Annotated in this window: 23 protein-coding genes and 2 tRNA genes; 11 read left to right on the forward strand and 14 right to left on the reverse strand. The window is 45.9% G+C overall.

Going from position 1 to position 25,531, the window contains the following annotated elements; all coding sequences use genetic code 11:
- Positions 1-29 precede the first annotated feature (29 nt).
- The 10 genes from R0I52_RS06440 (at position 30) to R0I52_RS06485 (ending at position 11,788) form a co-directional block, all read left to right on the forward strand.
- Positions 30-3,362, forward strand: coding sequence for a hypothetical protein (locus R0I52_RS06440; RefSeq protein ID WP_317053635.1), 3,333 nt, complete (start codon positions 30-32; stop codon positions 3,360-3,362).
- Positions 3,362-3,838, forward strand: coding sequence for a hypothetical protein (locus R0I52_RS06445; protein WP_317053636.1), 477 nt, complete (start codon positions 3,362-3,364; stop codon positions 3,836-3,838). Before R0I52_RS06440 ends, R0I52_RS06445 begins: the two co-directional genes overlap by 1 nt.
- Positions 3,838-4,365 (forward strand): DUF1833 family protein, encoded by a 528-nt coding sequence (locus R0I52_RS06450; RefSeq protein ID WP_317053637.1) that lies wholly within the window; start codon positions 3,838-3,840, stop codon positions 4,363-4,365. The genes R0I52_RS06445 and R0I52_RS06450 overlap by 1 nt, the downstream gene beginning before the upstream one ends.
- Positions 4,362-4,736 carry a hypothetical protein gene (locus R0I52_RS06455; protein WP_317053638.1) on the forward strand — a complete coding sequence of 125 codons (375 nt, stop codon included), beginning with the start codon at positions 4,362-4,364 and terminating at the stop codon, positions 4,734-4,736. The genes R0I52_RS06450 and R0I52_RS06455 overlap by 4 nt, the downstream gene beginning before the upstream one ends.
- Positions 4,711-7,572, forward strand: a complete 2,862-nt coding sequence (locus R0I52_RS06460) for a host specificity factor TipJ family phage tail protein (protein WP_317053639.1) — start codon at positions 4,711-4,713, stop codon at positions 7,570-7,572. Before R0I52_RS06455 ends, R0I52_RS06460 begins: the two co-directional genes overlap by 26 nt.
- A 56-nt stretch (positions 7,573-7,628) precedes the next feature.
- Entirely contained in the window at positions 7,629-9,122 is a 1,494-nt protein-coding gene (locus tag R0I52_RS06465) for an SGNH/GDSL hydrolase family protein (protein WP_317053640.1), read from the forward strand.
- A 185-nt stretch (positions 9,123-9,307) separates the two neighbouring features.
- Positions 9,308-10,591 (forward strand): hypothetical protein, encoded by a 1,284-nt coding sequence (locus R0I52_RS06470; RefSeq protein ID WP_317053641.1) that lies wholly within the window; start codon positions 9,308-9,310, stop codon positions 10,589-10,591.
- Positions 10,592-10,664: 73 nt separating this feature from the next.
- Positions 10,665-11,057, forward strand: coding sequence for a hypothetical protein (locus R0I52_RS06475; RefSeq protein WP_317053642.1), 393 nt, complete (start codon positions 10,665-10,667; stop codon positions 11,055-11,057).
- A gap of 14 nt (positions 11,058-11,071) precedes the next feature.
- Positions 11,072-11,230, forward strand: coding sequence for a hypothetical protein (locus R0I52_RS06480; protein ID WP_317053643.1), 159 nt, complete (start codon positions 11,072-11,074; stop codon positions 11,228-11,230).
- A 63-nt stretch (positions 11,231-11,293) separates the two neighbouring features.
- A complete protein-coding gene (locus R0I52_RS06485) occupies positions 11,294-11,788 on the forward strand; it encodes a glycoside hydrolase family 108 protein (RefSeq protein WP_317053644.1) in 495 nt (164 codons plus the stop codon).
- Positions 11,789-11,843: 55 nt separating this feature from the next.
- Here R0I52_RS06485 and R0I52_RS06490 read toward each other — a convergent pair whose 3' ends face one another.
- The gene (locus R0I52_RS06490; protein WP_317053645.1) at positions 11,844-12,362 is read right to left on the reverse strand and encodes a hypothetical protein; all 519 of its coding nucleotides are present in this window, start codon (positions 12,360-12,362) and stop codon (positions 11,844-11,846) included.
- A gap of 468 nt (positions 12,363-12,830) precedes the next feature.
- Between R0I52_RS06490 and R0I52_RS06495 the strand changes: the two genes are divergently transcribed.
- On the forward strand, positions 12,831-13,304 hold the full coding sequence (locus tag R0I52_RS06495) for a CinA family protein (protein ID WP_317053646.1): 474 nt from the start codon (positions 12,831-12,833) through the stop codon (positions 13,302-13,304).
- A gap of 25 nt (positions 13,305-13,329) precedes the next feature.
- Here the strand turns inward: R0I52_RS06495 and R0I52_RS06500 are convergent, their stop codons facing one another.
- The 13 genes from R0I52_RS06500 to R0I52_RS06560 form a co-directional block, all read right to left on the reverse strand.
- A complete protein-coding gene (locus R0I52_RS06500; RefSeq protein WP_317053647.1) occupies positions 13,330-14,013 on the reverse strand; it encodes a glycosyltransferase in 684 nt (227 codons plus the stop codon).
- A 109-nt stretch (positions 14,014-14,122) separates the two neighbouring features.
- On the reverse strand, positions 14,123-14,851 hold the full coding sequence (locus R0I52_RS06505) for a class I SAM-dependent DNA methyltransferase (RefSeq protein ID WP_317053648.1): 729 nt from the start codon (positions 14,849-14,851) through the stop codon (positions 14,123-14,125).
- Positions 14,844-15,680: a PIG-L deacetylase family protein gene (locus R0I52_RS06510; RefSeq protein ID WP_317053785.1), complete on the reverse strand. Its 837-nt coding sequence runs from the start codon at positions 15,678-15,680 to the stop codon at positions 14,844-14,846. The genes R0I52_RS06505 and R0I52_RS06510 overlap by 8 nt, the downstream gene beginning before the upstream one ends.
- An 8-nt stretch (positions 15,681-15,688) precedes the next feature.
- Entirely contained in the window at positions 15,689-16,810 is a 1,122-nt protein-coding gene (locus R0I52_RS06515) for an acyl-CoA dehydrogenase (protein WP_317053649.1), read from the reverse strand.
- A 14-nt stretch (positions 16,811-16,824) separates the two neighbouring features.
- Entirely contained in the window at positions 16,825-18,387 is a 1,563-nt protein-coding gene (locus tag R0I52_RS06520) for a trehalose-6-phosphate synthase (protein ID WP_317053650.1), read from the reverse strand.
- Positions 18,384-19,382, reverse strand: a complete 999-nt coding sequence (gene otsB, locus R0I52_RS06525) for a trehalose-phosphatase (RefSeq protein ID WP_317053651.1) — start codon at positions 19,380-19,382, stop codon at positions 18,384-18,386. The genes R0I52_RS06520 and otsB overlap by 4 nt, the downstream gene beginning before the upstream one ends.
- Before the next feature lie 183 nt (positions 19,383-19,565).
- Positions 19,566-19,652: transfer RNA gene (locus R0I52_RS06530), tRNA-Leu, on the reverse strand.
- Between the two features lie 126 nt (positions 19,653-19,778).
- A tRNA-Cys gene (locus R0I52_RS06535) sits at positions 19,779-19,852 on the reverse strand.
- A gap of 177 nt (positions 19,853-20,029) precedes the next feature.
- Positions 20,030-20,164 carry a putative transporter small subunit gene (locus R0I52_RS06540; RefSeq protein WP_317053652.1) on the reverse strand — a complete coding sequence of 45 codons (135 nt, stop codon included), beginning with the start codon at positions 20,162-20,164 and terminating at the stop codon, positions 20,030-20,032.
- A gap of 94 nt (positions 20,165-20,258) precedes the next feature.
- A complete protein-coding gene (locus R0I52_RS06545; RefSeq protein WP_317053786.1) occupies positions 20,259-21,905 on the reverse strand; it encodes a sodium:solute symporter family protein in 1,647 nt (548 codons plus the stop codon).
- A 902-nt stretch (positions 21,906-22,807) separates the two neighbouring features.
- Positions 22,808-23,044, reverse strand: a complete 237-nt coding sequence (locus tag R0I52_RS06550) for a hypothetical protein (RefSeq protein ID WP_317053653.1) — start codon at positions 23,042-23,044, stop codon at positions 22,808-22,810.
- A 109-nt stretch (positions 23,045-23,153) separates the two neighbouring features.
- Entirely contained in the window at positions 23,154-24,077 is a 924-nt protein-coding gene (locus tag R0I52_RS06555) for a c-type cytochrome (RefSeq protein ID WP_317053654.1), read from the reverse strand.
- A complete protein-coding gene (locus R0I52_RS06560) occupies positions 24,074-25,459 on the reverse strand; it encodes a cytochrome c (protein ID WP_317053655.1) in 1,386 nt (461 codons plus the stop codon). The genes R0I52_RS06555 and R0I52_RS06560 overlap by 4 nt, the downstream gene beginning before the upstream one ends.
- Positions 25,460-25,531 lie beyond the last annotated feature (72 nt).

The raw sequence follows: 25,531 nt of genomic DNA on the forward strand, positions 1-25,531 counted from the left end.
TTTTTATTATCCAAAAAAAGGTGTTTATCATGGCAACAAACTCACTTGGTAGGCTGACACTTGATTTGGCGGTACGCCTAAGTGAGTTTACAGATGGCTTGACCCGCGCAGAACGCGAAACCCGTGATCGTACCGAGAATATGGGTAAGTCAGTATCTAAGTTTAAAGAGCAGTTGATTGAGGACCTCAGTGGTACGCCTGTCGGTGGTGCTATTGACTCTCTTAACGAGCAACTTGGTTCTATTTCCGATGCTTTTGGCAAAGGTGGAATAGCGGGTGCAGCGGCGGTGGGTGCTGCTTCTGTTGTAGCGTCAGTGGCGGTCATGGGTGCAGGCTTAGTAACTTTAGCACTACAGACCGCCGAAGCGGATGAACAGCTAGAAAGACTGGCAAAAAGAGCCAATACCTCGACCGAAAACCTACAAGTTTTGACCGCTGCAACTGCCAGCTACGGGTTAGAGATGGAAGGTGTTGGCGATATATTGGCCGATGCTCAAGAAAAGCTTGGTGAGTTTAGTGCTACTGGTGGCGGCGGCTTGGTTGATACCTTAGAGCTTATGCAAGAAGCCACTAATAAAACTGACGCGGAGCTTGAGATATTCGGTAAAAGCCTGTCAACGATGGATAGCGTCGATGCTATTCAAGCCGTCGTAGATGAAATGGAGCTGGCAGGGGCAACCACCCAAGAGGTTAGATTTGTCACTGAGTCTTTGGCTAGTGGCCTTGGCGATATCATACCCTTGTGGGATAACAACGGCGAAGCGCTCAGAAACTATGAGCGCGATCTTAATGAAGCGGGCGTAATCAGAACCAAAGAGTCTATAGAGCAATCTAAGATATTAGCCAATGAAGTCGAAGGGCTAAAGATTAATTTTGAGGGCGTACGCAATGAGCTGGTTACTGAGGCTCTCCCGGCCATGGCGACGCTAATAGAGTACTTTAAGGAAGGCACGAAGCAAGGCGGTAGCTTTAAAGATGAAGTTAGCGGCGTTGGACAAGCTATAAACATAGCCGCCGCTTCAGTAGTTGGGATAGCGGCGGGTATCGGGCAGCTCATCAATGCTTTTTCAGCAGTCGGTATGCAGATGCGCAATATTGGCCAAACCGCTGAGAACTTCTTCAGCGCAGATACTTTAGCGGATAAAGGTAAGGCTCTATTTACCGGGTTCTTCAGCGCTGGCGCTTTAGCGAGTGGCAGTATGTTGGATATATCTAGCCAGTGGGCTAGGGATATGGAAACTATAGACAAGCTATTGGATGGCGCGTCTAGCAAAATGAATAGAATCAATACACAGCGCCCTGCAATCAATAATTCATTCGGGAGTGTGTTAGGCGCAAGCGGCTCCAATGTGGCTTTTCCTTATAACAATAATGGGGTCCCTTATAGAAATGGTGCGGTAGATGCGGAGATAAAAGCTACTAGGGCCTTGGCTGATGCCGCTGAAAAAGAGGCTAAGGCTAGAGAAAGAACTGCTAAAGCAACCGCTGATGCTTCTAAATATATCCAATACGCAAACAAAGGCGCAACTCGAAATCAACGCTTAAATCCCGAGCTCGAGCAAGCATTATCTTTTTTACAAGAAGAAGGGATAGTTTTCAAAGTGAATTCAGGCGGTCAGCCTGGTAAAGGATCAGGTGGTAAGCGAGTTGGCTCTACTGCGCATGACCATGGCTATGCCGCTGATGGTGATCTATATAAGGGTGGTAAAAAACTAGACTGGAATAACTCTAAAGATTTACCACTGCTAAAAGCTATCGTTGAAGAGGCCGCCGCACGTGGCATCAACGGTATCGGTGCTGGTAATGATTATATGGGCGCTGGGCGCTTTCACTTTGGTATTCAGCAAAACGCAGCGGCTTGGGGCAAAGATGGCAAAGGGGTCAATGCGCCAGGATGGCTAAAGGCGGCGCATAGCGCTGGCATGTCTCGTAAATCTTCAGGTACGTTTTATGGCAAAGCTTTAGCGCAAGATGCCAAGATTGCTGAACAAGCTCAGCGCGAACAAGCAAGACTCGCTGCAGAAGCATTGCGCCAGCAAGAAGCGATTGAACGCGCTCAACTCTCTATCGTCAATCAATACGCAAGCGATAAAGAGAAAATCGAGCTTGATCATATCGCCCGTGTTGAAAGTATAGAAGAAGCTTACGCCGAAGGCTCTGCTGAGCGAGCTAAGTATTTGGCACGCGAAGAAGAGCGCTACGCTAAAGAAAAAAACGCAGCAGCTCTATCTATCATGGAGAGATACCAAGGCGAGGAGCAGCGCATCCATGCCAGGCATCAAAAAGCACTCAAAGAAATCGAAGCCGCCAACATCAAAGATGATAGCGTGCGTCAAATGTATGTTGATATGCAAAACGCGGCTTATCAAAAGGACTTAGATAACTTTAAGTTTGCATCAGAGGCCAAGGCTCGTGCTCAGGACAAAATGTATCAATCCATTGCTGATAGCGCCCGTGCAGGCGGTATAAACGCGCTAAGCACTGGCAAAGATAGCATGATGCAGCGCACATTAAACGATGAAGAGTATCAAGAGTGGCGCTTGAATCAAGATTATGTAGAGGGTTTTGACTCTATTAATAATCAGTATAAATCCCGCGAAAGTGAGATTAACGCTGTCGATGAGCGTGGCAATTATGCGCTGCCTGAGCTTGAGCGCTTTGAGTTATTGGAGATTGCCAAGCAAGAGCATCTAGATAAGATGTGGGCGCTAGAGCAGGAGTATGCGTTAAGAGATAAGACACTAGCAGAACAGCAGGCAGCGCAGCGGGTCGCTATTTATCAAAGTCTCTTCGCTGGCATGACCGAAGCTGCAGCCGTGTTTTTTGGTGAAAGCTCGAGAATGCATAAGTTAGCCTTCGCTGCAGAGAAAGCATACGCCGTGCATAAAGCGCTTATGAATGTAGAGGAAACTTACTCTAATACTTTCAACTCACTCTCTGCCATCCCGCTGTTCGGTCCTTATATCGCAGCCCCAGGAGCCGCAGCCGCGGCGGCTATACAAGTCGCAAGTGCTGCTAGTATTCAGGGCATGAACGCGCCATCAGTCGCCGGTATCGCCCACGGTGGTCTTGATTATGTACCAAAAGAGTCAACGTACCTGCTTGATGAGGGTGAGCGCGTGCTATCTCCCAAGCAAAATAAAGACTTTACCCAATTTATGGATACTGCAGGCAGGCAAGGTAATATCACGATCAACAACAACTCTAGCGCCGAGGTCAGCGCCCGCCGCGAACCAAACGGCGCAGTCACTATAGATATGGTAGACAAAATGATTGAAAAATCGTTTCGTCGTATTGGTCGCCCGAACTCGCTAGAGAGTAAATCAATACAACGCCATACAACAGCAAGGGTCAAACGTTAATGAATAACTTTGCATTATGCCCACTACAGCGCGGTTACACGCCTGAAGTGGCAAACAACTTGCTTGAGCAGGCGCTGGCAGGCGGGTTTGCTCGTCAGCGCATTCAGTTTGTTAATAATGTACATACTGTCACAGCGTCAGTCATGCTCGATGAAAAGATTAAGCAGCAATACTTTTGGGCATTCTGGCGTAGTCATCAAACAAACCCACGGCCATTTCTTTGGCGCTTGATCGTCGATGATACTGAGATGACGACTTACGTCTGTCAGTTTGTCGCAGGCTCGCTACGTGTTAATGAGCGTGACGGTAAAGTCTATAGCGTATCGTTTGGCCTGCGCTTAAAACCAAACCATACCGACAAGGGATTTGATGAAACCATTATTGGTCTGTGGGAGTCAGGCGACCCACGCAAGTTACTTAATTTACTCGAAAAACTGGTAAACGAAGATTTGCCCGATGCACTAGGGAGTTTGTAATGGCGGTAACGATTGACGATATCAAAGACCTACATCTTGATAGTGCACCCAGTATTGCTGCACTTGAGACGATAGAGGTCAGCCATAGTCTTTGGCCAACACCAATACGAATCGTGACCAATCATGCTGATGGTATTGATGCCATGCTGGAGACGGGAGAGGTCGTACACTTTGAGTTTGCACCACTGCTTATCAACAAAGGCAAGACGTCTGATGATCTAGACCAAAGCCTTAACATCACTCTGGGCGATTTGGGCGAAGTAGTACCACCGCTCATCAAGCAGATAAGATCGTCCGATAGTGATGAGCATCCGCAGGTCATTTACCGTCAGTACGCTTATGACGTCGCCACGATGTCATTTGCCAAAGATAAACCTATCGACATCATCAAAGGCTTGTTTGTTGAGCAAATGAGCCGCGACCATCAAGCAACTACGTTTGATGCCAAAACGCCTGACAAAAACACCGTGGCGACAGGGCGGCCTTATACGCCTGATAAATATCCTGATCTAAAGGCATTGTTATGAAGAGCATTGACCCTTTACTTAACCGTAGTTTTGACCGTGACAACTATCATTGCGTGCACTTTTTGATCGACGCTGGCAAGTATTTATTTGATTATGATTTTAGCCACTGTTTTTTAGGCCTTACTGGCTCGCTCAATACCACACTAAGCCCAAATAAACACAGTATGAGCCGGGGACAGCTGGTGATGTCTCCTGCTGATGGCACTATCGTGCTAATGATGACACTAGATAATCGTCATCATGTTGGGCTGTATTATTGCGGTCGAGTGCTGCATTTGTCTGAGTTGGGACCACGTTTCGAAGCTATGCGAAGCATCAAACGCCAATATAAAAAGGTACGGTTTTATGACGTTAAAGATTTTCCACAATGAGCTTGATGCGAGCGAGTGTAGTGAGTACAGTTTTGACTGTTTACTGACAGAGTGGTTGTCAATCCGTGAGCAATACCCCTCAGCGCGTCTCTACAAAGACACAATATGCGTGCAGAACGACATCACACCCAAAACCAAAGCTCAAGCGTGGGCCATGAAGGGTGTGACAGGTGACTATCATGTGCTGTGCCATGCAAAAGACCCTGTGACAATAGGCGTCCTTGCAGCCGTTATATCGGTCGGCGTGGCGGTATACACATACATGAACATGCCAGAAATGAACACGCCTCAAGAGGTGTCTGGCTCTCCAAATAATAGCTTGGCGCAGCGTCAAAACAAACACCGCGTAGGCGAGCGGGTGCCGGATATATACGGTAAGCGCAAAGTTATACCTGATTTGATATCAACAGTTTATCGGTATTATGACGGTAGCGTACAAGTAGAAGAGTGCTTGCTCAGCATTGGCACTGGTTTCTTTGCCATTGACGAAAATATGATAAACGAGGGTGAGACGCCTATCAGCACGATTGATGGCGCCTCTATCAGTATTTATGAGCCAAACCAGTCGTTAATCAGCCCAACGCCACAAATACAAATAGGGTCTGTTTTTGATCAGTTGCCGATTGTCACTAAGCAAGTCAGCGCCATCGACGGTAAGCAAACACTGCTATCGCCAAATAGCGCGCGAATCTCTACACGTTCGGTCACTGTCACCAGCCCAAATGAAATAACCGTACCTAGCGGCACAATAAGCGAGACTGGCCGCAGATGGGATAAAGACTTTGGCAGTTTTGTAGAATATAAGATTGAAGGCTCTGTCGACTTTTCTTATAGCTTTACTGCTGGTGAACAAGTGATTATCAGCAATGCTATTTATGGCACGGTTGAAGATGTTCGACTGTCGGGTAACACTGATGTAGCGATGGCCGGTGTGCTGACTATCGCTACATCAATCAATGTGATCGATCCAAACAACTATAAAAAAGTGCGTATTGCTGCTTTGCTAATTAATGACGCATCGAGCGGGTCGCTGGACTTGGCGGGAGAATATGACGTTGCATCGATAACCAAATCAGGCTCACCTGGCGCTTACTTCTATGAGGTAACATTGGCGGATGGCTTTGCAAATACCAACCCTAACTGGTCGCTATTAACTGCAGATAGTGTCGCTGTTGCTGCTGCAGTTTTGACAGGCAATAATAACAACGTGGATCTGAGTGGCACCTATACTATCGCCAGTACAAGCGGCGGCGTATTGAAGCTTGTTGACCCTGTTTCGGTGAATGCTGACTGGGGTAAGCTTGATAGCCTAACAGAGGCTCAAAAACAAAGCTTTTTAAATAGAGAGGTGTTAATAAAAGGCTCAAAGGACAATTTTATTGGCTGGTACTACTCGGGCAATAAAGACACTACTGGGTTTATTCTTAACTTCTTGGCGCAAAATGGTATTTATGATGGCGACGATAGCAAGCAAGTAGCCATTGAAATCGAATATCAGATGGTTGTTGATGGCGTGCCGACTGGGCAGATATATCGCTACGGCGATGTCATGCAAGGCGTCGCCAATAACCGAAATCCGATTGGTTTGAGCATACGAAAAGAGTTGCCGCAGGCTGGCCAGTTTAGATTCAGGGTCAAGCGCGAAAACGATAACGGTGATAGCGCCAGCTTAATAGATGATGTGGTTTTCGAGAGTGCGTACAGCTACTACGAGACTAAGAAATCAGTCTATGAGCATGACACGATTATCCGATTGCGGCGCATGGCTATCGGATCTGGCACCAACGCCAGTGAGCTGAATATGATTGCACATCGCAAGCTGAATACGATTGATGGTTTTCTACCCACAAGTGACTTTGCTGATATATCGATTGCGATGGCACTTGACCCATTCATCGGTCGCATGGATTCCAGCGAAATAGATGCTCAATCGCTTTACAATGTCAGTGATGAAATAGCCGCGTACTTTGGCACCGATAAGGCGTGTGATTTTAACTATACGTTTGATGATAAATACGCTAGCTATCAAGAGATGATATTTACAGTTGCGGAAGCGGTTTTTTGTACAGCGCGTCGTGAAGGCGGCTTGCACTATTTTAGCTTTGAGCGCGAAACGCCTAATAGCCTGGCGCTATTTAATCATCGAAATATTGCGCCAGAGAGTATGTCTGTCACCGAGTTTTTTGGCATACAAGATAATTATGATGGCGTTGAGCTTAAGTGGCGCGATCCATCAGATAACTATGGCGAAGCCATAATCCGACTGCCAGATGACCTGCGCACCAACTATAAGACCATTACAAGCCAAGGCGTGACTAACAACGTGCAGGCGCATTTTTTGGCGCATAGGGCTTGGAATAAGCTTAAACATAACCGTAAGGCTATCGAGTTCACCGCATACGGCGAGGGCGACTTGGTGACACGTATGGATAGGATTGCCGTCGTCGACTCTACTGTGCCGATACTGTGCAGCGGTCAAATCGAATTGCAGGAAAACACCGTTTTGACGCTGGATTATCCGGTTTATCTGGACGCTGGCAAGAGCTATGTTATCCATCTGCAGCTTAAAAATGGCACCGTTGATGTGATTGAAATCATTAGGCAGACTGGTGACTATCAAATCGAAGTTGCTCGCATACCTATGATACCGCTGGTGACCGCTGGCGTGACTCATGCTGTGTTTAATATTACAGAAGCGACCGCCTCGGAGTCTGATGCGTATCTGATCAGCGAAAAAACTGGGAACGGGCTGTTTGAGTCGACGATAAGTGCAATGGCTTATGACAGCAGGTACTACCCAAACGATAAAGACTACATAAATGGCCTGATAGCCTAAACCAATAATTTAAACAACGCCCTCTATATGAGGGCTTTTTTGTGGGAGCTTTAAAAATGGCAGAGCCGATTACAATGCAAAAACTGACAGATGCCAGTATTGATGCCGACACGCTTGGCGAGTTTACAAATGAAGATAAAACGGTTGTAAGTCGCAATGGTCGTGAGTATCCGTCAGCGCCAATGGCCTCACGATTGCTCGTCGAAAACGGCTTGCTTGGTGCAACGCCTTTTAGCACACACGTGGCCATGACTGCGAGCGCACTGGCTGATGGTGATTATGCGATTGTGACTAATGATGACGATATAGCAAAAAATGGTTTTTATCAAAAAAACGGGGATTACTGGGAGTATTTAAAATACCAAAACGCCCCGCGCGCGCTCAGCTCTTTGCAATTGCTCAAAAAAAGACTATCTAATCCTTTGCGTAGCGTACAAATCAGGCTGATAGGTGACTCGATAACATGGGGTGTTGGTAGTAGCGGAACATCTTCGGACGATGATAGGGCACACTCGCTAGACGACCCTCGAAATAATTTAGATAATGACAGTTGGGCAAACTTACTGCGTCGATGGATTGGCGGCTTGTACTTTGATCAATCCGCTCTAATAAAAGAGCCTAGACCTGATGGGAGATCTAGCGGCAGCGGATATTATGAAAAAACATTCTTAGTTGACCCTGCTGACGCTGACAGCGGCATTGATTTTTATGACAGAACAAATGGCCGTAAGATTAACAAATCTAATGTGGTTGTGATTAAGCGCAGTAGCCCGATACTTGATCATCATGTCGATATAGCCAATAAAACCTCGGCGTCTTTTAATAATAATGCATACGTGGAGTTTGATTTGGTCGGCGATAATTTTACAGTAATCTACGCGGGTCAGCCTGACGGTACGAGTAGAGTTGTTGATGTTTATGATAACGATGTAAAAATAGGCGAGTTTGACTACTCAAGTCCTGTCTCGTGGAGTCTGACAAAATCGTTCGATTTGGATTTTGGCCGTCATCGTATCAGCTTGCGCAATAGATCAACTGATGGAGGTATATTTAGATTAGAAGCAATACAAGTTACTCAAAAGATGCGGATGATTAATGATGGCATCAGTGGGACTTGGACTTACGAATGGTTGCCAAGCCAAAATGGATTATTTAACGCGATCTCTGAGTCAGATGAGTTTGTTTTTGTCATGTTGGGAACCAACGACAGATCGCAAAATATCAAACCGCTCACAGCTCAAAAAACAAAAAATAATTTGCGGATTATTGCAAACACGCTAATTAGCACAGGTAAGCAGGTGGTTTTGATGTCTGCTAATGCAGCAAGTGCGACTGACGAAGCTAAAAACAGAAAATATAGCCAAGGCGATGTTTCGAGGGTAACGCAAGAATTGGCAGCGGAATTAGGTGTTGATTTCATCAACAATTACGCAGCGACCGTGCAAGCTAAGATTGACGGCGTAGCTTATACGGACGATGGGTTGCATCCTAACGATTTGGGTCATAAGATGATTTTTGAAAACATATGCAATGCAGTTATCACTGCGTAAGTGCAATTACACGTACTTTGCTATACTTATGATATTAAATACAGTGTAAAGGGCTGATGAAGGTCTGCTTTTTACTATTTTAATATAGAATTCTTGCGTCAGTCCTCTCTAGCTTTTGTAACTTCGTCATTGGAAATCAATGAACTGGTGCTTTTGAAAGAGATCTAATAATACTAGGTAATAATATGCAAAGTTTTAAAGAACAAAGTTGGGATGCTTTTGCGCGTATCGATAATAGCGATTGCTTGTTTAAGGTATTCCAGACCGTTAGCATCGAAAGCTTTGATATAAGCAAAGACTTTGTAGGGTCGACAGATACCCTAGAGTCTTTAAGCACAATGAATAGCTTTATCGATAATAATAGATTTAAAATTGGCCGTAAAAAGATACTAATCTTACTTAATGCGTATGGGCATAGTGCAAATGAAATTAAAACTTTATTTGACTACGCTACTGATAATTTCAATAGCTGCTTACGTTATTTAGTTATATTTTCTGATATTGCTGCGCCTTACAGCAATGACAAAGCTGTAGTACAACACGTTCCATGTGCAACAGAGCTAGAATACGCAAGAAAAGTTGCACGGCATGTAGAAATACTATTATCAAATCAACCGAAAGGCTCAACACTAAAACCTAGCAAGGCTTCTTATCCTGAAAAAATTATCACCATTAGTGATCTAAAAAAAGATGATATTAAATTCGATGATAATTATATTTTAAACATTAATGATACCTTTCAGATGTTTATGTCATTAAAGTCAAAATCTCAAAAATTACTTATAATGGGTCAGGATGCGATAACACGTAGCAAGGTTGATTTACCTCTATTTTTTAGATGGAGCTGGGCAACAGAGCTGCCTTATTCGGTAATCGTGTTAAATGACCCAACTCTATACATAGACGATACTCTTAATGGAGGCTGGTTTGTCGGAACTGAAACTGAGGATTATGCCCAAATTCAAGCCGATATGATAAGCAAAATAGTTCAGTGGTTTAAGTTAGATAACAAAGTAACTTTTTTTGGAGTTTCTGCAGGTGGTTTTTCATCATTGATGCTTGCCACTTGTTACGGCGAGAATGCCCAAGCAATTATTGACATACCACAAATAGACCTTCAAACATATTATAAGCAAAACGAAGTTTTAAACCTCTTTAGATCAGCCTTTGGTGTTAACAATACTGCAGTTCCAGCAGATATTCAGTATAGAGTTGATGTAACAAAGCGATTTGAAAAATACGGCTTTATTCCAAACATAAAATATTTGTATAACGTGCAGGATAAAGCGCATTCCCAGCAGTTCAACTACCTCATTAACAGATGGTCTGAACTTGCACACAAATTGGATCAAGATAAAGTGGGTGATTTAACGTTACACACTTACTCAAAATGGCACTTATCTAAAGGTGGGCATGTGCCATTAAACAAACAAGAGTCATTCGAACAAATTATCTCTTATATTCAGTAAAGTAATATTAAGGATTTTTTTTGAAACCGCCCTATGAGGCGGTTTTTTTATATCAAAAACTTGAGGAGAGACGATGCCAAACAACATGCCATTCTGGGACATAGTGCTGCTAAAGATGCTCACTTATCTCCCTAAAGTCTTTGCCGCCGTCATTGGCGCTATCTTTGGGCTTATGCTCAGTGGTGACATCGGCAAAGACGGTAAAATAAAAATTAATATGTCGGTCATCGTCAAGTTTACGATTGCTGTAACGATCTCATTATTCGGTGGCCAAGCACATATTGAGTTCATGGGATATCAAGATTATAGCGTGATGGCGCAAGGTGGCATTATGCTGGGCTGGGCAGTATTCGGCATGTTGGCGATTGGCGTCTTTTATCAGTCCGTCGCTCTATTGCAGGGCAAGCCGCTGTCTGCGGTTATCAAAGAGGTCAAAGACGCAGCGTTTGCGATATTTGGCAAATAACAGGAGTAAAAACCATGCGATTTAATCTAATCAAAACAGCACGTCAGCTGACAAATATCGCAATCAAAAACAGCGATATTGTCCAGCCATACGTCAAACCACGACATTACCGACGCGGACTACTCGCACTCAATGCGCTGCATTACGCTCTACGCATCGCAGACAACAAATAACAAATCGCATTAATCACAGCCCCAATTTGGGGCTTTTTTAATGTCCAAAATAAGGTATAGGCTATGAGTATTTATGACATGATTTTTGATAGATTAATGGATCATGAGGGTGGTTACGTCAATCATCCGAACGACCCTGGTGGCGAAACCATGTACGGTGTGACTAAGCGAGTAGCACAAGCGCATGGTTATTTTGGTGATATGCGTAAGCTACCCAAGTCATTTGCTAAGCAAATCACCGAGAAGTCATACTATAAAGCAGTCAAAGGTGATCAGCTTGATCGACTGATTGCATGGCAGTTGACAGATGCGGCATATAATCATGGTAAACGCCAAGCTGTTAAATTCTTACAGCGTGCAGTCGGTGCCAGTGATGATGGTTTAATCGGACCTCGTACATTGGCAGCAGTCGCAGCGATGGATAAAAACGATGTAGTATTATTATTCAATGCTGAGCGCTTAGAGTTTTTTACTAACCTGCGTATCTGGCAAACTTTTGGTAAAGGATGGGCACGTCGAATTGTCAAAAATCTACGTTATGCAGCTAGTGATAATTAATCTTAGTTCTACCATTAATTCGATAGGATTACTTTTCTCATGTCTAGGATTTAAGTTATTCGACGAATGTGCCGAAAGATGGGGAAAACCCTTGAGTATGAATTTTTAATAACTCTTTTATCGCATTTTGTACATCAGAGCTATCTTGATAGTCCTCATGCCAAGATTCGACGCCTTGACAAATTTCAGAACAAAAAGCCTGAAGATTAAGAACTAGTATGCCATTAATATGTAAACGATGGGATCCAGTTGTAGAAAATATAATTCTTGAAAGGACATCTCTTCTAGCTTTTTGGCTGGTTATATCATCTCTGCCTTCATGAAGAAGAGCGCAACGTAATGCATAACAATCACCTCCAGACATAAAGGTAAATCCCTCTCCATGAAAAGGGCTTTTATAATGATGCAGCACGTATTCATCGAACCATTTTTCATAGCGTTTTTGAGATTTGCTCGCCAACTCAGGGTAACTGAGCCGCCCACAAATATCTGGGATAGTCAAAGCTAGTGTGAGTGCTGAATACCAATTTCCAGTTTCAATACTCTTGTCAATTGCTTGCGTAAAACGTTCCATATTTGTCCTTAACTGTCTAAAGCCAATAAAGCTTATCGTTATAATAAGCTATATAATACTCTATGTGTAGCCAACAATCTTTTAATCTGTGACACGATTTTTGACAGCCTACCATTAATAACTATCACATCTAATCACATTGTTTTATCGTAAGTCATTGATTTTAATAAGCCCTGATTTGATAGCGTGTGATAGTGTTTGATGTAATCGGGTTCAACTCCCGCCATCTCCACCAAATATATTAAATAAAGTCAGTCACTTAGGTGGCTGACTTTTTTTTATGACGTCATTTTGACAGGCTTCGATACAAATAAGCACTTAATTTATAAGCGCAATATGATAGGTACACGCGGTTACGAAAATTAAGCACGGGGTATATTGTTTACTCAGAGCAGTCATACTGTAATATCTATAGCTGATTTTATATTGGCGCAAATGTTAAATATGGACGTTGGTATGGAGGTCACTGTGCCGGATAGTTGTGCCAAGCTGTTGGCTGATAAGCAGTTAACCATCGCGTTTATTGAGAGTGCCACGGCCGGCTATTTGTCTCACCGTTTTTCTGTTAGCCCATATTCTGGTGAGGTACTGATGGGCGGTTTGGTGTGTTATGACGTGTCTTTAAAAAAGAACGTGCTACATATATCTGATAAGTTAATTGATAAGTGTAGCCCAGAGTCATTGGCAGTCACGCGTGAGCTGGTCAAAAAATCCAAAGCGATGTTTGACGCTGATGTATATGTCGCCTGCACCGGACTGCTAAAGCCTGGCGGCTCTGAAACCGAGGAAAAACCTGTCGGCACCTTTTTTTATTGTATCGGCTACAAAGGCGAGATTTATGATTTTCGTGTTTTGTGTAGCGGACCACCCGTCCAAAAGCTTCGCAGCATCAACAGCCTAATCTGCAAAAGTATCATCGAGGTGGTCAACCAGCACAGTTAGTGTGCAGTGAGAAAGATGTTTTGCATTATGTGCGATGATTTGTCTCAAGATTGGCTAGAAAGGCAGCAAAACCCTCTGAGGCTCGCGCATTCAAGCGGCTACTGGTGGTCACGCGCACACGATTACTCCAGATGATATTGTAGCCTTGAGAGTCGAATTTTTTGACCAAATCCACATCTTCGTGACACGGCAGAGCAGCAAACCCGCCAACTGTTTGATAGGCCTCAGCACTAAAACTTAGGTTTGCGCCGTGGATATGACGATGATCCATCATGTCTTGATAGTGGGCAGTATATGCCTCTTTGGTTTGCGGAGTGAGATGTGCCCAGCTATCGATGCTGACCACGCCGCAGATCATCGCAGTCGGCTGATATGTTAGATGACTCACTTGTTCTGTTAACCAGTTAGTAGCGACGAGCGAGTCGGCATCGGTGCAGGCAAGCCATGTTGCGCCGGATTTTATCGCATGGCGCGCCCCCAAGTCGCGTGCTTGTCCCACACAGCGGTAGTCACAAGTCAGAGACGCAACGCCTGCTGCTTCAACGAGCGCCGCGGTATCATCAGTACAGCTATCTAATACCACCAGTGGCCGCGCGCTGATGGTGGCGGGTAACTGTGCCATCGCTTTTTTTATGGCGGTCAAGCAGTCACTGATGGTCATTGCTTCATTATGCGCTGGGATGATAACCCCGATGTTTAGCTTTTTCATACCTTTTCTTTTAAATAGTTTAGATAGTTTAGATAGTTTAGATAGTTTTATTCATACATTGTCTTTACTTTTACAGAGATAGGTAAGAGTTTGTCCAAAGCCCAAATGATTAGACAAGATGCTCTTGCATGGCAACGGTTTTTTGAGAGTTTTGCCATATATCCAACAAAAAATCACTGTCCACAAGCTGGCTTTGGTGCGTAAAGCTCGCCTTGTACTCTTGACTAAAGGCTTGCTGTAAGCGCTGATGTACCGTTTCGCCAGTCAGCGCAAAGCCCTCGATATCGTAGCGCCAATGACAACACAGCAGCGTACCGCCGGCAGCAATGTTTTGCTGGATCCATTCAATGACTGTAGTGAGCGTACGGGCTGATAAATAGTATAAAACCTCGCTAATTACGATTAGGTCGTAGGGTGGTCGATGAGAGGGCGCATCGGCGAGCTGTGAGATGGACGGAGCGGGTGGACCCTCGTTTTGTAGTGCTAATAACACATCAGGAATCACGCCTTTTAGCACCTCGGCGTGAGGAGCCTCTATTAAGCGCTGTCTGGCTAGCTGCACGGCGCTGTGATTGCCATCTATACTGAGCAGAGCCTGACAGCGATGGGCCAATAGCTGGCTAAATACCCCGTTGCCGCAGCCAAGCTCAATAGCATTGGCATATGTGTCTTGCGGTAATATCGCAAGACACATATCGCGTTTGCGCTGTTCATACCAGCGCGTTTGATATTGCCACGGGTCGTCATTGTCGCGGTACAGCGCCTCAAAATACTTCTCTACATAGGCAGAAGATTTTACGTTGTCACCTGAAGGCAAGGCGTTAGGCGCATCACTCATATAGATAAACCTCCCAAGGTTGGCTGACTCTGGCAATGGTGTGTGCAGATAAAATAGGCGGATTGCCTGTGCTTTTATCCATCGTAATCTGGCTCTTAAAGCACGCAATGGCCTGTGTTTTTTGATGCAGTTGCTTGGCGCTTAAGTCCAGACGTGTAGCGCAGTGCCAAGGAATGCGCCTATCAGCAGGCTTGGCCCAATGCCATGCCCAAATCAGTGCTTGGTAGCATGCTAGGTCTTGGCGCTTGGCAAAATCAGTGACCACGTGACCGGTGGCCTCATGATCAGGATGTCCATCATACCTAAACGGCGTCACCAATATGTCATCCGGCTGGATCATGGTGGTAAGTCTTTGCTGCAATACCGCTTGCTGGGCAAACACATCGCCATCGCTCAAGCCCAATGCAACCGTCGATACTTGCCCTGCGATGCCTAAAGCGCGCAACGCTGCGAGGCTCTCTTGTGGGCGAATGATATTTAGCGTCTGTGGTGGATAAAGCTGAGAGTCTGGATGGCTTTGGGTACCGTTGGTCACATGAATAATGACGATGTTATTGCCATTTGCCGCTAGGTGCTGTAGTAGTCCGCCGCAGCCCAGCACCTCATCATCAGGATGCGGGGCAAAGATACATACTCGCTGATGGACAGGAAAACGGGCCGCAATATCCAAACGCGGCAAACGTTGCAGTCCTTGCCAGTTTTGCCAAGCGTCTTGGCTGGTACCGTCGCCCTCGATGAGGCGATCGCCGACGATCGGATGGGGCGCACTGATGGCGGTACTCTGCGTATGGCCATCTGTTAGACCATTATTTACCAAGAATTCGCTCATATGCGCGGTTATAGTTGCCATAGGTTTCTCTGATGTTTGGCGTGCTTGTCGTGGGTTTTGCTTGTCAGCTCGCCGATGGTTTGTAAGTCAAAAGCACCATGACTTTGGCGGATAAACACGGGCAGATCCGCTACCAATCTAGCAAAATGAGCATTGGTACAAAACGGCGCCGCTCCCAAGGCTTGCCCAACATTCTCCAAGACCTGACGCGCTGACTGCTCGGTGCTTGCTCTAAGAGCTCGTATCGCAAGCTCGTGATGAGACTGCGGCTGGCTGGCCATCAGCTCTGCCACATGATAAAAACACTGCTGCGTGCCAAACAGCGCTGTGTTGATCTGGCCTAAATACATGGCTTTATAGTGATTTGGTTTTTGTTGATAAGACGTTATCAAGTACTGTGCCAGAGCCGTCGTCGCCCCGTACCAACACGCCGCCACGCCAGCGGCGCCGTGCCAAAACCCAGCGCGCTCTAAGTAAGCATCCGCTGCGCCAACCTGCACCGCGGTCACATCAGTAAACGCTATGGCCGCCGTGTCAGTGGCCTGCATACCGACCGCTTGCCAACTACTGTCGTCAATCACAATACCGTCTTGCCGCATATCGACGATAAGTAGCTGCGAGCGACCTTGTGCATCGCGGTACGTCATCAGCCCATAATCGACAAAACGTGCACCAGAGCACCACGCTTTTGTACCATTGACTTTGCCTGCCTGACTGTCTTTATTTGGTTCAAACTCCAAAACTGGACCGTCAGCCGCCCAAACAGCCCAAAGCCCTGACATAGAGTCTTGAGGTGCTTTTTGCGTAGTAGTCGCAGCGCCGACTTCGTGTAAGATGGTTAAGGCGTCTAAATGCGACTCAAACCACTTGGCAATCGTTAGATCAATGCTGGCAACATAAGCCAAGATTTGCCATCGAATCAACGTGCTTGCATAAGCATCTTCATCGCCAGCAGGATGCGGAATTCGCTCAGCATAGCTTAGCAAAACCTCTAATATCTCACGGCGTAATACATCGGTAATGTCGCAGTGACCAGAGGTGTGATCCTCAGTGGTTAAGACCGCTGTTATGGCCGCTTGGATCTGTGATAATAAAGGATTTTTTACCGTTTTATTTTTTGTCATTATCATAATACCACCAACGCTCAGTCTATGATTTTAGATTGACGACTCAAATACAAATCGTCCAAAAACTGCTGTTGCCACTGATGAACATCATAGGTTTTTAATCCTTGTAGCAACACCTGATGCCGCTCTTGTCGCTGCTTGAGTGGCATGGTCAGCGCGGTTTTTAGGCCTTGTATGATGCTGCTGGGCTGCGCAGGGTCGATGATCACTGCCGCCTGCATTTGCTCGGCTGCGCCAGCGTATCGAGACAAGAGCAGCACCCCTGGATTATCAGGGTTTTGCGCCGCTATATATTCTTTGGCAACCAAATTCATACCGTCTTTGAGTGAATTTACCCAGCCGACATCACTTTTATAAAACATCGTCATCAGTTGTCTGTGCTCCAGCACTTTTTCGCTATAAGTAATGGCTTGCCACTCATCGAGAGCAGAGTCATCATTATCAATGATTGGTCGGTGGTTCAGACTATTTGGTGCATATAAAGAAGGCGAAAACTGCTGATTGATCTCGGCCACCAGCTGTCTGACCTGAGCATACAATCGCTGATAAACTGGCAAATCTAAGCGGCTAGGGCAGGCAATTTGTAAAAAATTTAACTGGTTTTGATAGCGGGGATTTTGTTGTAAAAAACTGCGGTAAGCTGAAAACCGCGCCAACAAACCTTTGGAGTAATCAATCCTATCTACGGCAATGATTTGCTTTGTGTCAGATTTAGCACTGTGTTTGTATAGAGGATCATCTGAGATCAAGTGGCTGACGTGCTGCTGGATTCTAGCGACATTGACACCGATAGGGTAGGCGTCAATCTTTAAGCGATGCGGGCTTTGTAAATCTAACCACAGCGTAAGCTGGGTATCATTGGAATTCGGAGGCGGCTGACGGTGAGTAGTCATGTCCAGATGTGCATCAGCAAGCGTCTGTGGCAATAATCTATCTTTTAGATAATGCTGGCAGACGGCAGCTGCCTTGGTTTTGTCTTGTATGGTCTGCGTGCCAAGTAGGTCGTAGTGGGCAAGGTGATAAATCAGCTCGGCGCTTTGTTGCAGCGGCTGCCAAAAAACCAATGGCGCAAAGGGAATATGTAAAAATAAGCCAATCCGGTTACGCATCCCAAGCTGCCTGCAATGATACGCCACGCTCAAAAAATGATAGTCATGCACCCAAATCACATCATCAGGCTGAGCGATCGCTTGTAACTGCTGAGCAAAAAGGCGGTTGACTGTTTGATAGTTGGCGTAGTCCTCTGGCGCTTGATGGATTAAATTTGGCTGTTCATGTAAGAGCAGCCATAGCACACTATTGGCAAACCCGCAGTAGTAATGTTGGTACTGCTTAGGCGTTAAGGCAGTGGTGACATAGGTGATTTGGCTACTGACTTTTTGTCCTTCGCTGTCAGTGCTCGTGACAGTCTGCTCTTGCTGATGAAAGGTATTAGGCGCGTCTTCGACTTCACCATTCCAGCCCATCCATACAACGGAGCGTCCCTTTAGCACTTCATGTAAAGCGACTGCCAGCCCACCTGCCATCGGGCCATTATCAGGCAGCTTTACGCGGTTAGATAAGGCGATTAAACGGCTCATGACATGCTTCTCACGGATTTTTGTATCGCAGTGCGCTCTTTTATCAGAGCAGATCGACCAGCACAGCGCTGTTGGCAAAACACCAAAAAGTTGTTTAAAACAGCGACGACTTCTTCAATATTATTGACGTAATAATGGGCGCACGTAGGCGCGCTACCGACTTTGATACCTATGCCTGTTATTGATGGAGAAGGGCAATCTATTAGATGGTTTTTGATAAATGGGCTAGGGGTGGCGCTGCCTTTTAAAGACGGTTGAGACTTAAAGCCTCCTTGTACCGCAGCGAATCCCACTTCATCGGTGATATCATCTCCGATAAATATCGAAAAAATCGGCTTGTCGGTTTGGAAGTGCTGTAACAACGTGAGGATGGCCGAGCCTTTATCTGCCCCTTTTGGCATGACCTCCCACACATACTTGCCCTGTCTCAATGTCCATTTTGGATATGGCGCTGCTATCGTTGACATAATGTGATAAGCAGTCTGAGCCAAAGTAGGGTTTTGTCGATAATGCAGAGCAGCAGAGTGTGGTTTATCTTCTAGTATAAAATCAGGGTATGACCGACATGCTTGACGAATGGCGTGTTTTATCTCAATCAGCGCAGCGTTATCTACTGGTACCGCGCTAATCACGTCATTAGCGCCACTTTGGTGAGTATTATTAAGGCTGTTCATTGCTATTTGTAAGCCATGTGAAGCAGCAATCGGCAGATCCATGGGCGCCAGCATTTGTTTTGCTTGTGCAAGGCTGCGTCCGGTCACAGCCGCCACTTTGATACCGTGGTTATTCAAGCTTTGTAAAACCTCAAGAGTGGTCGAGGGGATAAAGCTGTCGGTAGGATTGAGGGTAAAAGGAGCCAGCGTGCCATCTATATCTACAAACAAACAATAGTCAATGGCATCAGGGTTTGAACGATGAGCTAAATAGTTAATAAAGCGCTCTGGCTGAATATAGGCAGCTGATTGGTTTAAGCTATGATTTCTTCCTGAAGTCACGACGCTTTCCTTTTAAAAGTGTGCTTTGCTCAATAAATACCAGCAGTCAGTGTGCCATAAACTGAAGTTTGCTCCGATAGTAAGTCTGCTCGATTTGTTATCAATTCTGTAACTTATGTATTTGACATAAATGCAAAAAAACCGCAAATCATAACGATTTGCGGTTTTTCTGTACTGCTATAATGGTACCCGGAGCCGGACTTGAACCGGCACGCTATTGCTAGCGAGGGATTTTAAATCCCTTGTGTCTACCAATTTCACCACCCGGGCAAAACTTGTGTTATCTATCCATTAAAAAGCGTTGATAGTGCTTTTCGCTGGTAAGATAAGTGGTCGCTATTATAAGCGGTTATGCTGATAATGCAAGCCGAAATTAACATGACGTTAATAAATAATTGGAGGCTGGAGTCGGAATCGAACCGGCGTTAACGGAGTTGCAGTCCGCTGCATGACCACTCTGCCATCCAGCCAATCAAGGTGGACTATATTAGCAAAAATAATTTAAATTACAAGTCATTTTTTGGCGAAAAATAGCTTATTTGCTCACTTGTGCTAATTTTAGTGCTTTTTTATAAGTTTTTTGCGTATTCAGGCTCATCAGCGAGCCGGGCTCACTGATGAGAGTACTGATTATTGAGTGTGTACTTTTATAATATCTCTTCGTTATTACGTTTGGCTCGTTTGATATCGCGATAAGTCGCGGTACAAATCAATAACAGCACGCCGAGCGTAATGGCTGGCCAAATTAAAATATATAAGCCGTAGATAAAGACGTTGTCCATGATATCTCCTTATAGTATTTATGCATAGTTACCTATGCAGTTGGCCATATCTTGACCAACTGCCAGACCAGCAAGCGATGCTCGCTGTCTGTTTTTATGAAAGCTCAGAGGTCGATGCCTTGACTTTCTTCTCGTAGTCGCCGACACGTTGATTGATTAAAGCAAAATCAAAGTGTTCATCACCCATGAGGCTAACGATGATACAAACGATGGTACTGGCACCATAGGCCGTTAGTGAGGCCAGTAGCACCATGTACTGACGTAAGAAGCCCGTGGCAAAAATGAGCATCAGTACCAGCGTGATCGCTGCCGCTACCATGCCGATTTTACGACCCAAAAAGCCAAAGACCATCAGTCCAATCACGACTGCGGCGCCCACACTGGCCAGTATTTCAAAGAAAAGGGCAGTAAAGCCTGTCATCGGTAGCAGCTCAAAGCGTACTACACAAAATAGCAGTAGGCCGACGATAACTGCTGAGGTAAAGGCGGTATTGGTCACGCGATTCCAAAACACACTGGCGATGACCGGAAAAACAATCGCGCCCCATAGTGCTCCTACAAAGACTAACATCACCAAAATATCTAGCTTGAAGCTGGCAAAGATCAGCCCAGCAGCGGTGGCGATAATCATCGTGCTACGACCAACGAGCAGCATTGTTTTAGGCTTGACGCGGCCCTTGGCAATGTTTTTGCCATACACATCCGCCATCATAATGGTCGATAAGGCTGACAAATCCGAGTCGGCTGTCGATGATAGTGAACCAATGACCAAGATAAAGAACAAAGCGATAAATACAGGGTGCAAGTAAGTGCTGACCATCTGCGGGATGAGGTTGTTCATATTGCCATCTAGTGGTTCGATGCCGATGGTCAAAGCCATCAATCCAATCATACCAAGACCGATGACGATACCAGCATAGCCGACCGTGGCGGTAATGAAAGTCTGTTTAATCTTGGTCTTATCGATCGCAAACAAGCGCTGCGTGATGGTTTGGTTACCAATCGCATAAGCGAGTACAGCGACAAAATAGGGCGCCCCTTGCTGAAAAAACGCTTCGGATGAAAAGAAATCCTGCTGCTCAAGCGTGAGGTTGGAGAGGCCATCGACCATGACTTGTGGTCCTCCCATCGCAAACAGTACCGCTGGAATAATGACAATACCGATGGCCATCAAAGCGACCAGTTGCGCAAAGTCTGTAAAGACGGAAGCGCGAAACCCTGAGGTTAGGGTGTAGCTTAGCACCCCGATACCCGCGATAAGTACACCGGTCTGAAACGATAACGGTGATAATACGGATACTAAAGCGCCTGCGGCGGTGAAGTTGACCATCAAGCTAATTAAGCTGCCCATAAGGTTGGATATGGCTAAAATTAATTGGCTTGATGAGCCATGACGAGCGTGGATAAGCTCACCCAACGTATGACCATCGGGCGCAAGCTCACGAAAGCGCATGCCAAAAGGGTAGATGAATAAGATCATCAGCGCGCCCCAAAAGCCGTAATGTATCGGCCCTGACACGCCATACTTGTAGCCAGAGGTCGCCGCGGCATAAAATGATGCTGCCCAAATCCAAGTAGCGGTCATACTGGCAGCACCCATGCCAAAGCCGACGCCATGGCCTGCCACCATAAATCCTGAGGTGGTTTCTTTGTCTTTTTTGATCAGCAATGACAACAAATACGTGCCGCCATAGAACGCTAACAATAATAAAATAATGGTTAACGATGAAAATTGGAACAGTGACTCAGTTTTCAAATTCATACCTCGCGATTATTTTACATAAATAAAAGTTTAATAGTATAACTTTATCCAAAACTGTTAAGAATATAATAAAGCCCATAAAATTCTTATGTAGAGGCATCACACAGTGCTAACAATTGACCGTCATAAAAAACGGTAAGCGCCGACCCAAATGCAGCGTGCTGCCACACTTGGTGTTTTAAGAGTAGATCCTACAACCTGTAAATGACAACTGCCCATTGACATCATGCCGGTCACTCACTGTTGTACGTCATTTGAAAAAATCACATGCAACAGTGAGCCACGTCTCACAAAAATCTTAGGGTAGTCATCAGTATGCGTCTGTTGATGGATAGTCCACCACGCTGTCATACTTGATAGTAGCTGGCTGCTATAGAACGCTGACAAGGCAGGTATCTACAGCGAAATTATGGATAAGCATTTGGTCATCTATTGATGACGATGCTAAGTGTAGACAGCTTCATCGGCTAATATGTATAGCCGGCTGTAATACACCCGAGCATGAGCAAAGTTTTGCTTATACTCGGGTAATTGACGCATTACCTGTAGTTAAGGTATCAAACACGCTACAGCCCTGATGCGTTGCACCATAGGCTCGGTATTTATAAATAAAACTACAGCTATGTTAACTATGTGTAACATACTCGTGCGCTAAGGGTACCCTATTCTGCCGTGAAGCTCAAATCTATCGGTCAATTATCTGTCAAAAATGGTCAAAAGGTAGGGACAAGCCTCAAGGAAAATGACAATAGCATTGCCAAATGGGATTTGTGGGAAGGAGCTTGCCAGGGTATCAATGAGCCTAATAAACAATCCAGACGTGGACAGGCTGCTCGAATTCGTTGGCTATCTTGCGTATAAGCGCTCAAATCAGGTAAGGCTTATGTCAGCCCCGTGATACTGCACATACCGCAGCCTTGCTCGATATCCGTCCATAATTTCTCGGTCAGCCATTGTTTTAATGGCTCGAATCCTGAGGTATGCGTCGTAATAAAATCGGTATTAACTTTATTATTCTCAATCAGCCATTTAGCAATGCCGGTCAGCAGCGCCGCCGATTTGGATTTGCACGACTTCATCATAATGCCCGCTGTACCGTGTGTAGCAGTAGTGACCATAGATAACAAAAAACCTTTAAGAAAAGCGCGTTTTCTTAAAGGTTTGCTCTGTTAGAGTGGTTTTATCAATAGCTAAAGACAACCACGGAGAACACCGCGTTTAGGACGATCAGTAGCGCGCGTCCTTGGGTTTTTTTCCACTGGGCCAGTCATTGACCTTGCCTGCAAAATCAGGGCGAGGCTGATGGGTAAAAAAATGCGCCACGTCGACAGCATCTTGATCGCTTAGGACATTGCCGTGGCCCCATAGCCCTTTGGTCTGAATGCCCATGGGCATGTTGTATTTAATAAAGGCGGCAGCTTTATAGGTGCGAGCCATGCCTGCGCCGATATTAAAGGACTCATCGCCCCATAATGGTGGAAAGACGATGTCACCGCGACTGTCTTTGAGCCCTTCACCATTGTCGCCATGGCAAGTCGCGCATTGTGCCTGATAGATTTGCTCGCCGCGTATAGGGTCCGGTGTCAAGGAGGTATCGACAGCGCCTGCGTTTTTAATATCGACTTTGTGCTCTTTTGGCGTATTTTGTGACAGCCATTTCATATAAGCCATCATCGCCTGCATCTCAGGTGACTCACGGTCTAAGGGTTTGCCATTCATTGAGCGCTGAAAACAGCCATTGATACGGGCTTCTAAATCGACTTCTTTGCCAGCACGCGGCATCACCCGTGGGTAGGTGTTATAGCTGTTGATATAGGGGTCACCAAGTGGGACTTTGCCTTGTGATATATGGCAGCTATTACAGTTCATCTGCGCGCCGACGTGCTCTGGTAGCAGGCGCTTGGTTTCGTTGAGGAGCCGCTTGCCATAAAATATTTCCTCAGCATTTGGCTCATATAAGATGGCAGTGTCTTGCGGTAGGATATATGTGCCGATGTCTTCGTTGGCATCGTCGGCTGTGACCGTGTTAAATTCAGGTGCATTGCGCTCAGCAGGGGCAGGATTGGAGCAGCCGCTGACAGTGCTTATACTGATGACACCTAAGATGGCATAAACCGCAGCGCGCGGCAATGTAAATAGTAAATGGGTCATTGGTTTGCTCCTTTTTCTGCAGCATCAATGCTTAGGTCTGGGGCGATATCGGTACTGGTTTTTGGTTTTTTGGCGAGAAAAGCGCGCATTTTTACCACGTCATTGACGTCGATTTTGGGCGCTTGGTTGGTCCAGCTGTTGCGGACATAGTTGACCACCTCGGCCACATCCGCATCACTTAAGTTAGAAAACTCAGGCATGGTAAATGCCATACGGTCATAAGGGGTCTTGGGCATCCGGCCGCCGCTTAAGGTGATTTGCAAGACGGAGTCCGCGTTTTTAGAATACACCGCGCTATTACCATCAAGGGCGGGGAAGATACGTGCCACACCTTGACCATCGGCGCGGTGACACACTTGACAATACTCTGCGTAGAGGATTGCACCGCGTGAGTCATAATTTCCATCTAACAGTTTTTGCGTGGTGGTGTCTGCTTTATTCGGCAGGGTTTCTTCTTTGTTTGGTGCAGGGCTTAGGGTTTTGAGGTAGGACGACATGGCGTTGATATCGTAGTCAGTCATGTATTGGGTGCTGTGCTCGACCACTTCCGCCATGGCACCAAAGGCAGCAGTGGTGTCGGTACGGCCAGTCTTAAAGAAGTCGTTTAACTCTGCCACTGTCCACGTGCCAAGTCCGCGATGCTCGCCGCGTATGCTTTTGGCACGCCAGCCATCGATGACCGCGCCGCTTAGATATTTGTCGGAGTCTGCGTTACTGAGCGCGACCTCTTGAAAGCCGATACCGCGGCTAGTGTGACAAGAACCGCAATGTCCAGGGCCTTCGATTAAGTATTGACCACGGGTCAAGAGCGCATCGTCTGTCTCAGGGACAAATTCACGCTTACGATCAAATAACACCTGCCAGTAGGCTAAGGGCCAGCGCCAATTGGCCACTGGTGGTAGCTCGCTCTTTAGGTTGGCTTGCTGAACGGGTTTGACGTCAGACATAAAAAACGCATACATCGCGGCCACGTCCTCATCTGGCATCAGCTGATAAGACGGGTAGGGCATCGCAGGATACAAGGCTTTGTTATCACGTCGTACCCCGTGTTTGACCGCATTTTTGAAATCATCAAAACTATAATTGCCAATGCCCGTGTCTTTGTCGGGGGTGATGTTGGTTGAGTAAATCGCCCCAAGCGGCGTCAGCATCGGTAGACCGCCTGCATAAGTCTCGCCGTCAAGCGTCGTATGACAAGCGACACAGTCTGCGGTACGGGCTATGTACGCGCCTTTTTTTATTAAGGCCGGGTCGGTGATATCGACCTCGATATTGCTCGTGCTGGTGCGCATATTTGGCAGGAATTGTCCAATAATAAAGGCAATGACCAGCCCGATAATACCGATGATCAAGATAATCAGTGGCCACTTTTTGTTTTTCATCCGTCCACCCTCCATAAGATAGCTGTGTCCAGCACACCGTGCCCTAGGATTGCATACGGTGCGCATGACGAT

Origin of the sequence: Psychrobacter sp. CAM01, assembly GCF_032842965.1 — a bacterium.
Taxonomy (GTDB): Bacteria; Pseudomonadota; Gammaproteobacteria; order Pseudomonadales; family Moraxellaceae; genus Psychrobacter; species Psychrobacter celer.

Excerpts from the sequence above, each read along its gene's own strand:
- R0I52_RS06440 (WP_317053635.1), top strand. The coding sequence starts at position 30 with ATGGCAACAAACTCACTTGGTAGGCTGACACTTGATTTGGCGGTACGC.
- R0I52_RS06445 (WP_317053636.1), top strand. The coding sequence starts at position 3,362 with ATGAATAACTTTGCATTATGCCCACTACAGCGCGGTTACACGCCTGAA.
- R0I52_RS06450 (WP_317053637.1), top strand. The coding sequence starts at position 3,838 with ATGGCGGTAACGATTGACGATATCAAAGACCTACATCTTGATAGTGCA.
- R0I52_RS06455 (WP_317053638.1), top strand. The coding sequence starts at position 4,362 with ATGAAGAGCATTGACCCTTTACTTAACCGTAGTTTTGACCGTGACAAC.
- R0I52_RS06460 (WP_317053639.1), top strand. The coding sequence starts at position 4,711 with ATGACGTTAAAGATTTTCCACAATGAGCTTGATGCGAGCGAGTGTAGT.
- R0I52_RS06465 (WP_317053640.1), top strand. The coding sequence starts at position 7,629 with ATGGCAGAGCCGATTACAATGCAAAAACTGACAGATGCCAGTATTGAT.
- R0I52_RS06470 (WP_317053641.1), top strand. The coding sequence starts at position 9,308 with ATGCAAAGTTTTAAAGAACAAAGTTGGGATGCTTTTGCGCGTATCGAT.
- R0I52_RS06475 (WP_317053642.1), top strand. The coding sequence starts at position 10,665 with ATGCCAAACAACATGCCATTCTGGGACATAGTGCTGCTAAAGATGCTC.
- R0I52_RS06480 (WP_317053643.1), top strand. The coding sequence starts at position 11,072 with ATGCGATTTAATCTAATCAAAACAGCACGTCAGCTGACAAATATCGCA.
- R0I52_RS06485 (WP_317053644.1), top strand. The coding sequence starts at position 11,294 with ATGAGTATTTATGACATGATTTTTGATAGATTAATGGATCATGAGGGT.
- R0I52_RS06490 (WP_317053645.1), bottom strand. The coding sequence starts at position 12,362 with ATGGAACGTTTTACGCAAGCAATTGACAAGAGTATTGAAACTGGAAAT.
- R0I52_RS06500 (WP_317053647.1), bottom strand. The coding sequence starts at position 14,013 with ATGAAAAAGCTAAACATCGGGGTTATCATCCCAGCGCATAATGAAGCA.
- R0I52_RS06505 (WP_317053648.1), bottom strand. The coding sequence starts at position 14,851 with ATGAGTGATGCGCCTAACGCCTTGCCTTCAGGTGACAACGTAAAATCT.
- R0I52_RS06510 (WP_317053785.1), bottom strand. The coding sequence starts at position 15,680 with ATGAGCGAATTCTTGGTAAATAATGGTCTAACAGATGGCCATACGCAG.
- R0I52_RS06515 (WP_317053649.1), bottom strand. The coding sequence starts at position 16,810 with ATGATAATGACAAAAAATAAAACGGTAAAAAATCCTTTATTATCACAG.
- R0I52_RS06520 (WP_317053650.1), bottom strand. The coding sequence starts at position 18,387 with ATGAGCCGTTTAATCGCCTTATCTAACCGCGTAAAGCTGCCTGATAAT.
- R0I52_RS06540 (WP_317053652.1), bottom strand. The coding sequence starts at position 20,164 with ATGGACAACGTCTTTATCTACGGCTTATATATTTTAATTTGGCCAGCC.
- R0I52_RS06550 (WP_317053653.1), bottom strand. The coding sequence starts at position 23,044 with ATGGTCACTACTGCTACACACGGTACAGCGGGCATTATGATGAAGTCG.
- R0I52_RS06555 (WP_317053654.1), bottom strand. The coding sequence starts at position 24,077 with ATGACCCATTTACTATTTACATTGCCGCGCGCTGCGGTTTATGCCATC.
- R0I52_RS06560 (WP_317053655.1), bottom strand. The coding sequence starts at position 25,459 with ATGAAAAACAAAAAGTGGCCACTGATTATCTTGATCATCGGTATTATC.